Consider the following 17,187-nt stretch of genomic DNA (forward strand, 5'->3'; position numbering starts at 1 on the left):
AGTCCGGACGTTGCGCGGGGCATTTGCATGCCCACACGCGGCGTGGCTCCTGAAGTGCGCGAGTTAGAGGCTGCGAGCAACCTGAACCTTCTCGAAGACTTCGATCTTGTCGCCAACCTTGACGTCGTTGTAGCTCTTGACGCCGATACCGCATTCCATGCCGGCACGTACTTCGGAAGCGTCATCCTTGAAGCGGCGCAGGGATTCCAGCTCGCCTTCGAAGATAACGATGTCTTCACGCAGTACACGGATCGGACGGTTACGGTGAACGGTGCCTTCGATAACCATGCAGCCGGCGATCGCGCCGAATTTCGGCGAGCGGAACACGTCACGCACCTCGGCGATACCCAGGATGTTCTCCCGGACGTCGCTGCCAAGCATGCCGGTGAGGGCTTTCTTGACGTCTTCGATGATGTCGTAGATGACGTTGTAGTAACGCATGTCCAGGCCTTCCTGCTCGACGATCTTGCGAGCGCCAGCATCGGCACGCACGTTGAAGCCGAACAGTACAGCGTTGGAAGCCAGTGCCAGGTTGGCGTCGGACTCGGTGATACCACCGACACCGCCACCGACCACACGCACTTGCACTTCGTCGTTACCCAGGCCATTCAAGGCGCCGTTCAACGCTTCGAGGGAACCACGGACGTCAGATTTGAGGACGATGTTAAGCGTCTTCTTCTCTTCCTGGCCCATGTTCTCGAAGATGTTTTCCAGCTTGCCGGCGTGAGCACGGGCCAACTTGACTTCGCGGAACTTGCCTTGACGGAACAGAGCCACTTCACGGGCTTTCTTCTCGTCGGCAACCACGCTCATCTCGTCGCCAGCGTCCGGGGTACCGTCCAGGCCGAGAATCTCGACAGGGATGGACGGACCGGCTTCCTTGATGGACTTGCCGTTCTCGTCGAGCATGGCACGTACACGGCCATAGTTCGAACCGACCAGCACCATGTCGCCTTGGCGCAGGGTACCGTCTTGAACCAGAACGGTCGCCACCGGGCCACGGCCCTTGTCGAGGCGGGACTCAACCACAACACCACGGCCAGGAGCCGATGGCGTAGCGGTCAGTTCCAGGACTTCGGCTTGCAACAGAACAGCTTCGAGCAGTTCGTCAACGCCAGTACCGACTTTCGCCGAGACCGGTACGAATGGAGTGTCGCCACCCCATTCTTCGGAAGTCACGCCGTGAACCGACAGTTCGCTACGGATGCGATCGAGATCGGCGCCCGGCTTGTCGATTTTGTTCACCGCAACCACCAACGGTACGCCAGCTGCCTTGGCATGCTGAACGGCTTCGATGGTTTGTGGCATCACGCCGTCGTCTGCTGCAACGACCAGGATCACGATGTCGGTCGCCTTGGCACCACGGGCACGCATCGCGGTAAACGCGGCGTGACCAGGGGTGTCGAGGAACGTCACCATGCCGCGATCGGTTTCAACGTGGTAGGCGCCGATGTGCTGGGTAATACCGCCAGCCTCGCCTGCCGCAACCTTGGCACGACGGATGTAGTCGAGCAGGGAAGTCTTACCGTGGTCAACGTGGCCCATTACGGTCACGACCGGCGCACGGGAAACGGCTTCACCTTCGAACTTCAGGGACTCGGCCAGGGAATCTTCCAGGGCGGTGTCGCTGACCAGGGTCACTTTGTGGCCCAGCTCTTCGGCAACCAGTTGGGCAGTTTCCTGATCCAGTACCTGGTTGATGGTGGCCGGAGTGCCCAGCTTGAACATGAACTTGATGATTTCAGCTGCCTTGACCGACATCTGCTGGGCGAGATCGCCCACAGTGATGGTCTCGCCGATCTTCACTTCACGCACGACAGGGCCGGTTGGGCTCTGGAAACCGTGGGCGTTGCGTTTTTTCAGCTTGGCCTTGCCGCGACCACCACGACGGAAGCTGTCGCTTTCTTCGTCGGTAGTACGTGGGGCAACGCGTGGCGCAGGCGCTTTCTCTTTGACCGAAGCACGATGCGGAGCGTTTTTGCGCTCACCATCACCGCCGCCACCGCGACGACTGTTATCGTCGGCACGTGGTTTGTCCGGACGACGAGGTTCGTCGCGTTTACGCGCATCAGCAGCAGGTGCTGGTGCAGCGGCCACCGGAGCGGCCTCACGCACAGCTTCTACAGGCGCGGCAGCAGGAGCAGCGACCGCATCAGTGGCAGCAGGTTGCGCAGCAGCAGGCTGGCGACGCGCTTCTTCTTCGGCGCGACGCTTGGCTTCTTCTTCAGCCTTCTGACGAGCAGCATTTTCTACTGCGCGACGTTCTTCCAGTTCGCGTTTGCGCTCGGCTTCGATTTCTTCCGGGCTGCGCTGTACGAAGACTTTCTTCTTGCGTACTTCAACGCTGATGCTCTTGCTACCAGCAACACGCAGGGTGCTGGTGGTTTTGCGCTGCAATGTAATCTTGCGCGGTTCTTCCACTTTCGCCTTGTGGCTGCTCTTCAAGTGAGTCAGCAAAGACTGCTTCTCACTATCGCTCACACCTTCATCGGCGGCGGTGTGCGGCAGACCTGCCTCACGCATCTGCTGCAACAGGCGCTCTACCGGTGTTTTGACCTCATCGGCCAGTTGTTTCACCGTGACTTGCGTCATGCACTTCTCTCCTCAGGCCGCGCCTAATTACTCGAACCAATGGGCTCGGGCGGCCATGATCAACTTGCCGGCACGATCATCGTCAATGCCGTCGATGTCGAGCAGATCGTCAATAGACTGCTCGGCCAGGTCTTCGCGGGTAATTACGCCGCGCACCGCCAGTTCCATCGCCAAATCCTTGTCCATACCCTCAAGCGAGAGCAGGTCTTCGGCCGGATGGGCGTCTGCCAGCTTTTCCTCAGTAGCGATGGCTTTAGTCAACAAACGATCCTTGGCCCGAGCGCGAAGCTCGTTGACGGTGTCTTCGTCAAAGCCATCGATGTTGAGCATTTCTTCCAACGGTACGTAGGCAATCTCTTCCAGGCTGGTGAAGCCTTCATCTACCAGCACCTGCGCCAGGTCTTCGTCGACTTCCAGCTCGTCGATGAAGTTGCGCAGGATGTCACCGGTTTCAGCTTGCTGCTTAGCCTGGATGTCCGATTCGGTCATCACGTTCAGGGTCCAGCCGGTCAGTTGGCTGGCCAGACGCACGTTCTGACCACCACGACCAATGGCCTGAGCCAGATTGTCTGCGCCAACGGCGATGTCCATGGCATGGGCATCTTCGTCAACGATAATTGCCGCCACTTCAGCCGGCGACATGGCGTTGATCACGAACTGCGCCGGGTTATCGTCCCACAGGACGATATCCACACGCTCACCGCCCAACTCGCCCGACACTGCCTGGACGCGCGAACCGCGCATACCAATGCAAGCGCCCTGCGGGTCGATGCGTTTGTCCTTGGAACGGACCGCGATCTTGGCGCGCGAACCCGGGTCGCGGGACGCAGCCATGACTTCGATCAGGCCTTCGGCGATTTCCGGCACTTCGATGCGGAACAGTTCAATCAGCATTTCCGGCGCGGTACGCGACAGGATCAGCTGAGGACCGCGGTTCTCGGTGCGGATTTCCTTGAGCAGCGCACGCAGACGCACGCCGACACGGAAGGTTTCGCGAGAAATGATGTCTTCGCGGGCCAGCAACGCTTCGGCGTTGTTGCCCAGGTCGACGATCACGTTGTCGCGGGTAACTTTTTTCACGGTGCCGGAGATGATTTCACCCAGGCGCTCGCGATAGGCGTCAACGACTTGAGCGCGCTCGGCCTCGCGAACCTTCTGCACAATGACCTGCTTGGCAGTTTGTGCAGCAATACGGCCGAACTCGATCGATTCGATCTTTTCTTCGACAACATCACCGACCTTGGCGCCAGGGTGCGTTTCAGCGACCTTGCTCGGCCAGGTTTCGATGGCCGGATCATCAAGATCGGCTTCTTCAACGACCGTCCAGCGACGGAAAGTTTCATAGGCACCGGTGTGGCGGTTGATTTCCACACGCAGATCAACTTCGTCTTCAAAACGCTTTTTGGTCGCAGTGGCCAGGGCCAGCTCCAGCGCTTCAAAAATCACGTTTGCCGGTACGCCCTTTTCATTGGATACCGACTCAACAACCAGCAGTACTTCTTTGCTCATCGTACGCCTCGCCTTTCGCAAGCCATTGGATCCGCGGGATCCGCGTCTCAGTCAAAACTGGGAATAATGTTGGCCTTGTCGATCATATCGATCGGCAACAGGAACTCATGGTCTTCTACTTGCACCACGACATCCTGCTCTTCTACACCGCGCAGAAGGCCCTGAAAATTGCGTCGCCCTTCAAAGGGAGATCGCAGCTTGATTTTCACTTGTCCACCGGCAAATTTTGCAAACTGCTCGAGAGTGAACAGTGGGCGTTCCATGCCAGGCGAGGAAACTTCGAGGGTGTACTCAACGGCGATTGGATCTTCAACATCCAGGACACCACTGATCTGACGGCTGACAATGGCACAATCGTCCACCAGCACGCCGCCCTCTTTATCAATATAAACGCGCAACATTGAGTGGCGACCTTGAGCCGAAAACTCAATACCCCAGCATTCATAGCCCAGGGCCACGACCACCGGGGCCAGCAAGGCCTGCAACTCTTCTAGCTTGCTCGACACCTGAACCCCCTCGTGCATGTATGTGCATGCTGTGCAAAATAAAAAAATGGGCGAAACGCCCATCCTTGAAACGCCGTCGAATAGCGGCGTTGAAAGTGTCCAGCTAACAAAAAGCCCCTTAATAAGGGGCTCCGCTAAAACTGGTTGCGGGGGCCGGATTTGAACCGACGACCTTCGGGTTATGAGCCCGACGAGCTACCAGACTGCTCCACCCCGCGACAAAGCTGGGGCGGAAGTATACGACCGATCCCTTACAGGGTCAATGTAACCTTCCACCTACAAGAAAGCCCGCAACAGCGGGCTCTCCTGATAATTGGTACCGAGAAGGGGACTCGAACCCCTACACCCTATGGGCACAACCACCTCAAGGTTGCGTGTCTACCAATTCCACCACCTCGGCAATACAGCGTTTACAACCCTTCTTACTTCTGCTCTTGAGCTGGAGGCACGTCAGTCGCTGGAGTAGCCGACTTTTGCTCTTGAAGCACCGGGACATCATCAGAAGCCGGTTTTGCTTTTGGTACTTCCAACACTGCTGGGTTTGGCAAACCTACTTGAGTCAGCACATGAGCTTTCTCTTTAGCAAAGTAACCTAACCCTAAGCTGGTTATGAAGAAACCTGCGGCAAGTATAGCAGTAAACTTACTAAGAAAGGTAGAGGAACCTTGGCTTCCGAACACAGTATTTGAAGCACCTGCACCGAAAGACGCACCAGCATCCGCACCTTTACCCTGTTGCAACAAAACCAGGGCAACTACGCCCAGGGCAGCCAACAGATGAAAAACGACTACGACTGTTTCCAGCATTTTTTCAGTTTCCCGCGGCGCGACAAATCGCACCGAACTCATCTGCATTCAGGGAAGCTCCACCAATGAGCCCCCCATCGATATCCGGCATGCCGAACAGTTCGACCGCATTGGCCGCCTTCACGCTGCCGCCGTATAGAAGCCGCACACCTTGTGCGACCTCAGAATTCTCTGCCGCCAACTGCGCGCGGATAGCTGCATGCACATCCTGCGCCTGTTGCGGTGTTGCAGTCAGCCCGGTGCCAATGGCCCAGACCGGCTCGTAAGCGATGACTGCCTTCGCAAACGCACCAACACCCAGCTCCTCGATGATGCTGCCCAGCTGACGCGAGACAACTTCAAGAGTCTTGCCCGATTCGCGCTGCTCAAGGGTCTCCCCTATGCACAACACCGGAATCAAGCCACAAGCCTGTGCCGCTGCGAACTTGCGATTGAGTGTCCCATCCCGCTCGCCCATCAACTGACGGCGCTCGGAGTGCCCGACAAGCACGTAGGAACAACCCGCATCAACCAACTGACTTGGCGAAATCTCACCTGTCAGCGCACCTTGCATGGGTTCCATTGCGCAATTCTGCGCGCCGACCTGAATCGACTTACCTTTCAAGCCATCAACCACTTGGTTGATATGCAAGCAAGATGGAAAAACCGCGACATCAACACCGCTCGGCAAGGCCAAGTGACGAAGGCCATTGATCAGCTCAGCGACACTGGCGCGGGTACCGTGCATCTTCCAGTTACCAGCTACCATAGTGCGACGCATGCTGTACCTCGTCGGTCAAAGTGGGCGCAGATGTTACCCAACCACACCATCACTGGCAAGCCGAATTCAGGAGCAAACTTCAGTTACTAGTTTTGCCAGGTCTTCGGCATGCCCGCGAACCAGGGTTTCGTCCTCACCTTCGACCATGACGCGCACCAGCGGCTCTGTGCCGGACTTGCGCAGCAACACGCGCCCACGCCCCGCCATTGCCAGGGTCACGCGCTCGCAGGCCGCTTTGACAGCCGGGTGTTCGATCGGGTTGTCGCCACCGGCAAAGCGCACATTGAGCAGCACTTGCGGGCACTTGCGCAGGGCTTGACGCGCCTGGGCCAGGCTTTCCTGGCGACGGCGCAACGCCAACAGCACCTGCAGCGCGGCGATGATCGCGTCGCCCGTGGTGGTGTGCTGGAAGCACACGACATGCCCGGAGTTCTCGCCACCGATCTGCCAATTGCGCTCCAGCAGTTCGGCAATCACATAACGATCCCCGACATTGGCACGCACAAAAGGAATGCCCAGCTCGCCCAGTGCCAACTCCAGCCCGAGATTGCTCATCAGCGTACCGACGACACCGCCCTGCAAGCGGTTACGCTCATGCAGGTCGCGGGCAATGATGAACATCAAGTCATCGCCATCAACCACGGCGCCGGTGTGATCCACCATCAGCACGCGGTCACCGTCGCCATCAAAGGCAATACCCAGGTCGGCATGCTCGGCCAGGACGGCAGCCTGCAATTGCTCCATATGCGTGGAGCCGCAGTTTTCGTTGATGTTCAACCCGTTTGGCTGGGCCGACAGCACCGTCACTTCCGCACCCAGCTCCTTGAACACGCTCGGCGCCACTTTATAGGTCGCACCATGGGCACAGTCGACGACGATCTTCAGCCCGGCGAAATTGGTGCTGCTTGGCACACTGCTCTTACAGAATTCGATATAACGGCCAGAGGCGTCGTTGATCCGCGACACCTTGCCCAGCTTGCTGGACTCGACCACCGTCATCGGCGCATCCAGCAGCTCTTCGATCATCAGCTCGATCTCATCCGGCAGCTTGGTGCCCTGCCCCGAGAAGAACTTGATGCCGTTGTCATCATGAGGATTGTGCGAAGCACTGATCACAATGCCGGCTTCGGCATGGAAGGTACGCGTCAGGTAAGCGATCGCCGGGGTCGGCATCGGGCCCAGCAGCATTACATCGGCACCGGCGGCGGACAAACCGGCCTCCAGCGCAGACTCAAACATATAGCCTGAGATACGCGTGTCCTTGCCCACCAGGATGCGGCACGCGCCCATGCTGCGGAACGCCATGCCTGCCGCCCAACCCAGCTTGAGCATGAAATCGGGGGTAATCGGAAACTCGCCGACCCGACCACGGATACCGTCGGTGCCAAAGTATTTCTTTGTCATAAGTGCTCCATCATTCTTATTCGGCCGATTCTACTGCGGCAATCATGCGGACAACATCCACGGTCTCAGCGACATCATGCACACGCAAGATACGCGCACCCTTGGTCACAGCAAGTGCCGCCAGCGCCAACCCACCATAAAGCCGCTCGCCCACCGGGCGATTCAGCGCCAGACCTATCATGCTCTTGCGCGAAACGCCGACCAACAAAGGTCGACCCAGGGCATGCAAGGCTTCCATATGCTTGAACAGACTTAGATTGTGCTGCAGGGTCTTGGCGAAACCAAACCCCGGATCGAGGATAATCTTGTCGGCAGCGATCCCTACGGCGGCGCATTGAGCAATGCGATCAGCCAGGAACCCGCTCACTTCGCCAACCAGATCATCGTAGTGCGGATTGTCCTGCATGGTGCCGGGCTCGCCCAGCATATGCATCAGGCACACCGGCAGGCCGGTCGCCGCGGCGGCGTCCAGCGCGCCATCACGCTGCAACGAACGCACATCGTTGATCAGCCCCGCGCCCAGGCGCGCCGTTTCGCGCATCACCGCCGGGGTCGATGTATCCACGGAAATGATCACATCCAGCTCGCGAGCGATGCGCTCGACGATCGGCGCCACCCGCTCCAGTTCCTCCACGGGAGAAACCACGCGAGCACCGGGCCGGGTCGACTCGCCGCCGACATCGATCAAGGTCGCACCCGCCGCCACCATCGCCTCGGCGTGACGCAACGCAGCATCGAGCTGATTGAAGCGACCACCATCGGAAAAGGAATCGGGGGTTACATTAAGAATGCCCATGACATGCGTATGGGCCAAATCAAGAACCCGGCTGCCGCAAGGCAACCGGGTGGAGGACGACGCAAAAGTCATTTCAAACCTTAGTGGTCAGCTGCAGGACCGCCGATCGGGTTTTCGGGGCGTTCGTTCTGAACCACTGGCGGCGTGCCAGAGGTGCCCGAACCACCTTCCCAATCGCGAGGTTCACGCGGTGTACGGCCCGCCATGATGTCGTCGATCTGATCGGCATCAATGGTTTCGTACTTCATCAGCGCATCCGCCATGGCATCCAGCTTGTCGCGGTTGTCGGTGAGGATCTGCTTGGCCGTGCCGTAGCACTGGTCAATGATGCTGCGCACTTCGGAGTCGATCAGCTTGGCTGTCTCACCGGAGAAGCTGGCACTTTGACCGCCACCGCCACGTCCCAGGAACACTTCGCCTTCTTCCTCGGCGTACATCAAAGGACCGAGTTTTTCCGACAGGCCCCACTTGGTCACCATGTTCCGCGCAATCTGGCTGGCACGCATGATGTCGTTGGAAGCGCCGGTGGTGACACCGTCGAAGCCCAGGGTCATCTCTTCAGCAATCCGGCCGCCGTACAGCGAGCAGATCTGACTGATCAACGCACGCTTGGAGAGGCTGTAGCGATCCTCTTCCGGCAGGAACATGGTCACACCCAGCGCCCGACCACGAGGAATGATCGACACTTTGTAGACCGGGTCATGCTCAGGCACGACGCGCCCTACGATAGCGTGACCGGCTTCGTGATAAGCGGTGTTCTGCTTCTCTTTCTCGGACATGACCATGGATTTGCGCTCGGCGCCCATCATGATCTTGTCTTTGGCCAGTTCGAACTCTTTCATTTCCACGATGCGCTTGCCGGTGCGGGCCGCAAACAGCGAAGCCTCGTTCACCAGGTTGGCCAGGTCGGCACCGGAGAAGCCAGGCGTACCGCGGGCAATCACGGCCGGAGCGACGTCGTCGCCCATGGGCACTTTACGCATGTGGACTTTCAGGATCTGTTCACGACCACGGATATCCGGCAAGCCCACCACGACCTGACGGTCGAAACGGCCTGGACGCAGCAATGCAGGGTCCAACACATCCGGACGGTTGGTTGCGGCAATGACGATGATGCCGTCATTCATTTCAAAGCCGTCCATCTCCACCAGCAACTGGTTGAGGGTCTGCTCACGTTCATCGTGACCACCGCCCATGCCAGCACCACGATGGCGACCAACGGCGTCGATTTCATCGATGAAGATGATGCATGGCGCGTGCTTCTTGGCCTGCTCGAACATGTCGCGAACACGGCTGGCACCGACGCCGACGAACATTTCGACGAAGTCCGAACCGGAAATGGTGAAGAACGGCACCTTGGCTTCACCGGCAATCGCCTTGGCCAGCAAGGTTTTACCGGTGCCCGGCGGGCCGACCATCAGCACACCGCGTGGAATGCGGCCACCCAGGCGCTGGAACTTGCCCGGATCACGCAGGAACTCGACCAGCTCACCCACTTCTTCCTTGGCTTCGTCGCAACCGGCGACGTCAGCCAGGGTGGTCTTCACCTGGTCTTCAGAGAGCAGGCGCGCCTTGCTCTTGCCGAAACTCATCGGCCCGCCCTTGCCTCCTGCACCGCCTTGCATCTGGCGCATGAAGAACATGAACACGGCGATGATCACCAGGATCGGGAAGCTTGCCACCAGGAGTTGAGTCCAGATGCTCTGCTGCTCAGGCAGCTTGCCTTCGACGATCACGTGGTTATCCACCAGGTCGCCGATCAGACCGTTGTCCTGGATTGCCGGACGAATGGTCTTGAAGCCGTCGCCATCGTTGCGCTTGCCGGTAATCACGTAGCCATCAACCGCTACGCGCTCGACCTTGCCATCCTTAACTTGCTGGATGAAGTCGGAATAGTTGAGGGTCTGCGGCTCGTTAGGGCTGGAGAAGTTGTTCATCACCGTCACCAGGACAGCCGCGATGATCAACCACAGGATCAGATTCTTTGCCATATCGTTCAATTAACTACCCTCTGAAGCAAGCTCCGCTACTGGCGCGCGCTTCGCATGATATTCACCGGCCTAACTTACTACATTACCTACAACTCTGGCAGGCGCCGTCTGTAACCCTTTGTGAAACTTTGACTACACAATATTCGTAAAGCTTCGTGACGAAAGCGATATAAAAAAACCTATCGACTCCCCTCAAACCTTCAAAGGCGCTCATCACTCGCTGCACCTTCGATACCGCGGAACCCCCGCGCCAGCAGATATTGCTCGCGAGACCGGTCCCGTGAGGAGTCCGGTTTACGCATCTGCACCTTATCGAACAGCTTGCGGATGTTCTTGTGGTACTCGTCGAAACCTTCGCCCTGGAAGACCTTGACCAGGAAATCACCACCCGGACGCAATACCCGCCCCGCCAGATCCAGCGCCAACTCGCACAGGAACATGGCTCGCGGCATATCAACAGCCGGTAATCCACTCATATTGGGGGCCATGTCGGAAATCACAAGGTCCACCTGCGAATTTCCCACAGCCTGCAGGATCTCAGCTAACACCGCATCCTGGGTAAAGTCACCATGGACGAAGGTCACATCCGGGATGCTGTCCATCTCCAGGATGTCGGAAGCGATCAACCGGCCTTGCCCGCCAATCAGACGACTGGCCACCTGGGACCAGCCACCCGGGGCGGCGCCCAGGTCGATCACGCTCATGCCGGGACGGAACAGTTTGTCCTTGTCCTGAAGCTCCAGCAGCTTGTAGCTGGCCCGGGAACGGTAGCCGTCCTTTTGCGCCTTTTTGACGTAAGGGTCGTTGAAATGCTCTTGCAGCCACTTAAGGCTAGTTTTGGAACGGGCCACGGGCCACCTCGAAAATAAAACGGGTCGTGATTAACTGGGCGGTCCCGGACTCGCTCGGGTAAACTGGCCGCCGCTTTTTACAAGATCAGACGCAGGGGTCAGATTATGCCGCTCACTCAAGAGCAGAAGAAACAGTACAAATCCATTGGCCACCATCTGAAACCAGTTTTGATCGTGGCCGACAACGGTTTGACTGAAGGTGTGTTAGCCGAACTTGAACGCGCATTGGGCGATCACGAACTGATCAAGATCAAGGTCAACATCCTTGACCGCGAAGCGCGCCTGGCCGCCATTGCAGAACTGTGCAAGGTTGGCAAGGCAGACCTGGTTCAGGTCATCGGCAAGATGGCACTGCTGTATCGCAAGAACTTCAGCGTCAACAAGCAACTGTCGAACGTTCATCGCTTCAAATGACAACAAGGGTCACGGGCGTGCTTCGCGCGCCCCGCCACTCCACCCAGGCGCCGGTTGCATCACCAGCACCAGGCCGGAAAACCCTAGCACAAGATAGCTGAATAGCTGCCAGCGCAACGCTTCCGGCAGCCACACATGCACGATGCAATACATTGCACATGCATACAGCGCCATCAACAGCAGTTGGCCGCGAATATCCCGCCACAAACTCCCCAAGCCTTCGGCCTTGATCAGCACCAGCGCCTGAAGCGTCACGCACGCCGCCGCAAAACCCACCAGCAGCGCACTCAGTAATCCATCGATCTCATCGATCAACAACGGCGCCAGGCCAATCAGGCCCAACGCCGGTAACACGCCAATATGCAACAACCACAGGCCGCCCACCCACAGCATCTGGGCAAACTGCCAAAGCATGGCGCCCGCACGAAGCGGGCGCCGCCTTTCAGACATGGCGAACTTCAACAATCTCGTACTCGATCACGCCACCGGGCGTTTTCACAACCACCACATCACCCTCTTCCTTGGCAATCAAGGCACGGGCGAGTGGCGAACCGACGGAGATCTTGCCGAGTTTGAAGTCAGCTTCGTCTTCACCGACGATGTGGTACACCACGCTTTCGTCGGTTTCGACATTGGCGATTTCCACCGTGGTGCCGAAAATCACTTTGCCGGTGTGCGGGATGGTCGTGACGTCGATGATGACCGCATTCTGCATACGGCCTTCGATGTCACGGATCCGCGCCTCGACCATACCCTGCTGCTCGCGGGCAGCGTGGTATTCGGCGTTTTCCTTCAAGTCACCCAGCTCGCGGGCCGTACCGATGTCCTGGCTCAGCTTTGGACGTACGACCTTGGTCAGATGGGCGTGCTCCTCTTCCAGGGCCTTGGCGCCCCGAACGGTCATTGGGTATTTGATCATGCCTTCAATCCTGCGTGTAGATCCTGCAAGCGACGCACGGTCTTTTCCGGACCGAACTTGAGCGCTTCGCAGATAGCTTCGCCAGCAGCAATGGTCGTGGTGCAGTAGATCTTGTGCTGCAAGGCATTACGACGAATGGAGTAAGAATCCGCAATCGACTGACGACCCTCAGTGGTGTTGATGATCAGAGTGACTTCGTCATTCTTGATCATATCGACCACATGCGGACGGCCTTCCGTCACTTTGTTCACGCGACGCACTTTCAGACCCGCCGCTTCAATCAGCCTGGCGGTCCCGGCGGTGGCCACGATCTCGAAGCCCAAGTTGATCAGATCACGGGCCACGCCTGCAACCAGTGGCTTGTCATCGTCGCGCACGCTGATGAAAGCAGTACCGCCGGTCGGCAGCACTTCGCTGGCACCCATCTGGGCCTTGGCGAACGCTTCACCGAAGGTATCGCCCACGCCCATCACTTCACCGGTGGACTTCATCTCTGGGCCCAGGATCGGGTCCACGCCAGGGAATTTGGCGAATGGGAACACCGCCTCTTTCACACTGTAGAAGTTCGGAATGATTTCCTTGGTAAAGCCGATTTCCTTCAGGGTCTTACCGGCCATCACGCGGGCAGCGATCATGGCCAGGGACACACCGATGCACTTGGACACGAACGGCACGGTACGCGAGGCGCGCGGGTTGACTTCGATGACGTAGATGTCTTCGCCTTGCAGCGCCAACTGTACGTTCATCAGGCCGACCACACCCAGTTCCAGGGCCATTTTCTTGACCTGTTCGCGCATCTCGTCCTGGATGTGCAGCGGCAGCGAGTAAGGCGGCAGCGAGCACGCGGAGTCACCGGAGTGAACGCCCGCCTGTTCGATGTGCTGCATGATTGCGCCGATGACCACGTCAGTACCGTCGCAAACCGCATCCACGTCCATCTCGATGGCGCAGTTGAGGAAGTGGTCCAGCAGCACCGGGCTGTCGTTGGACACTTTCACCGCATCACGCAGGTAACGCTTGAGTTCTTCTTCTTCGTAGACGATTTCCATCGCCCGGCCGCCCAGTACGTAGGACGGACGCACCACCAGCGGGTAGCCGATCTTGCTGGCCGCACGCAGGGCTTCGTCTTCGCTGCGCACGGTAGCGTTTGGCGGCTGACGCAGGTTCAGGCGCTCGACCATTTGCTGGAAGCGCTCACGGTCTTCGGCACGGTCGATGGCGTCTGGGCTGGTGCCGATGATCGGCACGCCAGCGGCTTCCAGGGCACGGGCCAGTTTCAGCGGGGTTTGGCCGCCGTACTGGACGATCACGCCTTTAGGCTTCTCGACGCGCACGATTTCCAGCACGTCTTCCAGGGTGACCGGTTCGAAGTACAGGCGGTCGGAAGTGTCGTAGTCGGTGGAAACGGTTTCCGGGTTGCAGTTGACCATGATGGTCTCGTACCCGTCTTCGCGCAGGGCGAGGGCGGCGTGTACGCAGCAGTAGTCGAACTCGATGCCCTGGCCGATACGGTTCGGACCGCCACCCAGGATCATGATCTTGTCGCGACCCGACGGCGCAGCTTCGCACTCTTCCTCGTAGGTGGAGTACAGGTAGGCGGTGTCGGTGGAAAACTCGGCGGCGCAGGTGTCAACGCGCTTGTAGACCGGGAAGATGTCCAGCTTGTGGCGATGAGTGCGCAGGTTTTTCTCAGTCACACCCAGCAACTTGGCCAGGCGCTGGTCGGAGAAACCTTTGCGCTTGAGGCGGAACATGGTGTCGCGGTCGATGCTGGCCAGACCCAGGGTCTTGACCTTCTCTTCTTCCTTGATCAGATCTTCGATCTGCACCAGGAACCACGGATCGATCATGTTCATGCCGAAGATGTCTTCGACGGTCATGCCGGCGCGGAACGCGTCAGCAACGTACCAGATACGCTCGGCGCCCGGCACGGTCAGCTCGCGCTTGAGCACGCTCATGCTTTCCGGATTGCTCAGGTCGAGCTTCTCGTCCAGGCCGCAAACGCCGACTTCGAGGCCGCGCAGGGCTTTCTGCAGGGATTCCTGGAAGGTCCGGCCAATGGCCATGACTTCGCCGACCGACTTCATCTGGGTGGTCAGGCGCGCGTCTGCCTTGGGGAACTTCTCGAAGGCGAAACGTGGCAGCTTGGTCACGACGTAGTCGATGGACGGCTCGAAGGACGCCGGGGTCTTGCCGCCGGTGATGTCGTTCGACAGTTCGTCCAGGGTGTAACCCACAGCCAGCTTGGCCGCGACCTTGGCGATCGGGAAACCGGTGGCTTTCGAGGCCAGGGCCGACGAACGGGACACACGCGGGTTCATCTCGATCACGACCATGCGGCCGGTGTTCGGGCAGATACCGAACTGCACGTTGGAACCGCCAGTCTCCACGCCGATCTCGCGCAGTACCGCCAGGGAGGCGTCACGCAGGATCTGGTATTCCTTGTCGGTCAGGGTCTGTGCCGGAGCAACGGTGATCGAGTCACCGGTGTGCACGCCCATCGGGTCGAAGTTCTCGATGGAGCAGACGATGATGCAGTTGTCCTTCTTATCGCGGACAACCTCCATCTCATATTCTTTCCAGCCGATCAGGGATTCGTCGATCAGCAGCTCTTTGGTCGGCGACAGGTCCAGGCCGCGGGCGCAGATTTCTTCGAACTCTTCACGGTTGTACGCAATACCGCCACCGGTGCCGCCCATGGTGAAGGACGGACGGATGATGCACGGGAAGCCCAGGGTCTCGAGGACCGCATTGGCTTCTTCCATGCTGTGGGCGATACCGGAACGCGGGCACGCCAGGCCGATGGATTTCATCGCCTTGTCGAAGCGCGAACGGTCTTCGGCCTTGTCGATGGTGTCGGCGTTGGCACCGATCATCTCAACGCCGAATTTTTCCAGGATGCCTTCGCGCTCCAGGTCGAGGGCGCAGTTCAGGGCGGTCTGGCCGCCCATGGTCGGCAGCAGCGCGTCCGGACGCTCTTTCTCGATGATCTTGGCAACGGTCTGCCACTTGATCGGCTCGATGTAGGTGGCGTCGGCCATGGCCGGGTCGGTCATGATGGTGGCCGGGTTGGAGTTCACCAGGATGACGCGGTAACCCTCCTCGCGCAGGGCTTTACAGGCCTGGGCGCCGGAGTAGTCGAATTCGCAGGCCTGGCCGATCACGATCGGGCCAGCGCCGAGAATCAGGATGCTTTTTATGTCTGTACGTTTTGGCATGGGTTTGTCACTCAAATCCGCAGGTCAGTCGGCAAGCCGTCTTGAACAATCTTTGAAGAGCCTGCGGGGGCCACCGACAGTCGGGGCCGCCCGCAGGCCGCTCAGTCAGCGTCGCTTGGCCATCTCATTGATGAAACGGTCGAACAGCGGCGCTACGTCGTTCGGGCCCGGGCTGGCTTCAGGGTGGCCCTGGAAGCTGAACGCGCTCTTGTCGGTGCGCTCGATGCCTTGCAGGGAACCGTCGAACAGCGACTTGTGGGTCGCACGGACGTTGGCCGGCAAGGTCGTTTCATCCACCGCAAAACCGTGGTTCTGGCTGGTGATCATCACTACGCCGGTGTCCAGGTCCTGTACAGGGTGGTTCGCGCCGTGGTGGCCGTGCCCCATTTTCAGGGTCTTGGCGCCGGAGGCCAGAGCGAGCAGCTGGTGGCCCAGGCAGATACCGAACACCGGGATCTCGGTCTCCAGCACGTCCTTGATCGCCTTGATGGCGTAGTCGCATGGCTCAGGGTCACCCGGGCCGTTGGACAGGAACACGCCGTCCGGCTGCAACGCCAGGACGTCGCTGGCCGGGGTTTGCGCCGGCACCACGGTCACGCGGCAACCGCGCTCGACCAGCATGCGCAGGATGTTGTACTTGATGCCGTAGTCGTAAGCCACTACGTGGTAGGGCAGATCAGCGGCGTCGATGGTCTCGTGGCTGTCGGTCTTCAAGTCCCAGACAGTGGAGCGCCAATCGTACTGTTGCTGGGTGCTGACGACTTTCGCCAGGTCCATGCCCTTCAGACCAGGGAAGCCTTGCGCCGCAGCAATTGCCGCAGCCTCGGAGATATTCTCACCGACCATGATGCAGCCGTTCTGCGAGCCTTTTTCACGCAGGATGCGTGTCAGGCGGCGCGTATCGATACCGGCGATCGCCACAACGTTGTTGGCTTTCAGGTAATCGGACAGCGACATCGTGCTACGCCAGTTGCTCGCAACCAGTGGCAGGTCACGAATCACCAGGCCCGCGGACCAGACGCGATTGGACTCGACGTCTTGCGGCGTAGTACCGGTGTTGCCGATGTGCGGATAAGTCAGGGTAACGATCTGTTGGGCGTAGGAAGGATCGGTAAGGATTTCCTGATAGCCGGTCATGGCAGTGTTAAACACCACCTCTCCAACGGTTTGACCGTCGGCTCCAATGGCTTCGCCGCGAAAAATGCTGCCATCAGCAAGGGCGAGTATGGCTGGCTTAGTCAAGAAGACCTCCCGTAAATAAAGCCTGAAAGGGCGATCGCAGGTTGTAAAAAAGCGGAGTGACGTATGGACACGTCACCCCGCTTCTTCACTGAATTATTCTGCGCGCTTTTAGTGGACACACTAAAGCTGTAGCTTACAGAAAAAGGCTATTTTGGTCCACCGCTAATGAGCCTTAAAGG

At 58.8% G+C, this 17,187-nt stretch carries 14 protein-coding genes and 2 tRNA genes; 1 reads left to right on the plus strand and 15 read right to left on the minus strand.

Translation table 11 applies throughout. The annotated features are described in order from the left end of the window. Nucleotides 1-63: 63 nt before the first annotated feature. The 11 genes from infB to rlmE all read right to left on the minus strand — a co-directional run bounded on the left by infB (nt 64) and on the right by rlmE (nt 11,215). Complete coding sequence (infB, locus tag C8K66_RS16775) at nt 64-2,592, minus strand: translation initiation factor IF-2 (RefSeq protein WP_046382043.1); 2,529 nt, start codon at nt 2,590-2,592, stop codon at nt 64-66. A 27-nt stretch (nt 2,593-2,619) separates the two neighbouring features. After that, a complete protein-coding gene (gene nusA, locus C8K66_RS16780) occupies nt 2,620-4,101 on the minus strand; it encodes a transcription termination factor NusA (RefSeq protein WP_008057419.1) in 1,482 nt (493 codons plus the stop codon). Between the two features lie 47 nt (nt 4,102-4,148). Then, entirely contained in the window at nt 4,149-4,607 is a 459-nt protein-coding gene (gene rimP, locus C8K66_RS16785; RefSeq protein ID WP_026140087.1) for a ribosome maturation factor RimP, read from the minus strand. Between the two features lie 141 nt (nt 4,608-4,748). Further along, nucleotides 4,749-4,825 (minus strand) — tRNA-Met (locus tag C8K66_RS16790). Nucleotides 4,826-4,921: 96 nt separating this feature from the next. Next, a tRNA-Leu gene (locus C8K66_RS16795) sits at nt 4,922-5,007 on the minus strand. Between the two features lie 22 nt (nt 5,008-5,029). Next, entirely contained in the window at nt 5,030-5,413 is a 384-nt protein-coding gene (gene secG / locus C8K66_RS16800; protein WP_010206600.1) for a preprotein translocase subunit SecG, read from the minus strand. A 4-nt stretch (nt 5,414-5,417) separates the two neighbouring features. Further along, nucleotides 5,418-6,173, minus strand: a complete 756-nt coding sequence (tpiA, locus tag C8K66_RS16805; protein ID WP_046382042.1) for a triose-phosphate isomerase — start codon at nt 6,171-6,173, stop codon at nt 5,418-5,420. Nucleotides 6,174-6,239: 66 nt separating this feature from the next. Next, the gene (gene glmM, locus C8K66_RS16810; RefSeq protein ID WP_017847420.1) at nt 6,240-7,577 is read right to left on the minus strand and encodes a phosphoglucosamine mutase; all 1,338 of its coding nucleotides are present in this window, start codon (nt 7,575-7,577) and stop codon (nt 6,240-6,242) included. Between the two features lie 16 nt (nt 7,578-7,593). Beyond that, nucleotides 7,594-8,445: a dihydropteroate synthase gene (gene folP / locus C8K66_RS16815; protein ID WP_026140085.1), complete on the minus strand. Its 852-nt coding sequence runs from the start codon at nt 8,443-8,445 to the stop codon at nt 7,594-7,596. An 8-nt stretch (nt 8,446-8,453) separates the two neighbouring features. Continuing rightward, nucleotides 8,454-10,364 (minus strand): ATP-dependent zinc metalloprotease FtsH, encoded by a 1,911-nt coding sequence (gene ftsH, locus C8K66_RS16820; protein WP_017847418.1) that lies wholly within the window; start codon nt 10,362-10,364, stop codon nt 8,454-8,456. A gap of 200 nt (nt 10,365-10,564) precedes the next feature. Further along, complete coding sequence (gene rlmE, locus C8K66_RS16825) at nt 10,565-11,215, minus strand: 23S rRNA (uridine(2552)-2'-O)-methyltransferase RlmE (RefSeq protein WP_017847417.1); 651 nt, start codon at nt 11,213-11,215, stop codon at nt 10,565-10,567. A gap of 105 nt (nt 11,216-11,320) precedes the next feature. On the opposite strand from rlmE, the gene C8K66_RS16830 reads away from it, so the two are divergent. Next, entirely contained in the window at nt 11,321-11,629 is a 309-nt protein-coding gene (locus C8K66_RS16830) for a YhbY family RNA-binding protein (protein WP_017139256.1), read from the plus strand. A gap of 9 nt (nt 11,630-11,638) precedes the next feature. Here the strand turns inward: C8K66_RS16830 and C8K66_RS16835 are convergent, their stop codons facing one another. From C8K66_RS16835 to carA, 4 genes are all read right to left on the minus strand, one after another. Further along, entirely contained in the window at nt 11,639-12,043 is a 405-nt protein-coding gene (locus tag C8K66_RS16835) for a hypothetical protein (RefSeq protein WP_017847416.1), read from the minus strand. A 28-nt stretch (nt 12,044-12,071) separates the two neighbouring features. After that, a complete protein-coding gene (gene greA, locus C8K66_RS16840; RefSeq protein WP_017847415.1) occupies nt 12,072-12,548 on the minus strand; it encodes a transcription elongation factor GreA in 477 nt (158 codons plus the stop codon). Continuing rightward, nucleotides 12,545-15,766: a carbamoyl-phosphate synthase large subunit gene (carB, locus tag C8K66_RS16845; RefSeq protein ID WP_017847414.1), complete on the minus strand. Its 3,222-nt coding sequence runs from the start codon at nt 15,764-15,766 to the stop codon at nt 12,545-12,547. The genes greA and carB overlap by 4 nt, the downstream gene beginning before the upstream one ends. Before the next feature lie 105 nt (nt 15,767-15,871). Next, on the minus strand, nt 15,872-17,008 hold the full coding sequence (gene carA, locus C8K66_RS16850) for a glutamine-hydrolyzing carbamoyl-phosphate synthase small subunit (protein WP_108525435.1): 1,137 nt from the start codon (nt 17,006-17,008) through the stop codon (nt 15,872-15,874). Nucleotides 17,009-17,187 lie beyond the last annotated feature (179 nt).

Source organism: Pseudomonas sp. GV105 (assembly GCF_003058185.1).
In the GTDB taxonomy this organism is placed as follows: Bacteria; Pseudomonadota; Gammaproteobacteria; order Pseudomonadales; family Pseudomonadaceae; genus Aquipseudomonas; species Aquipseudomonas veronii.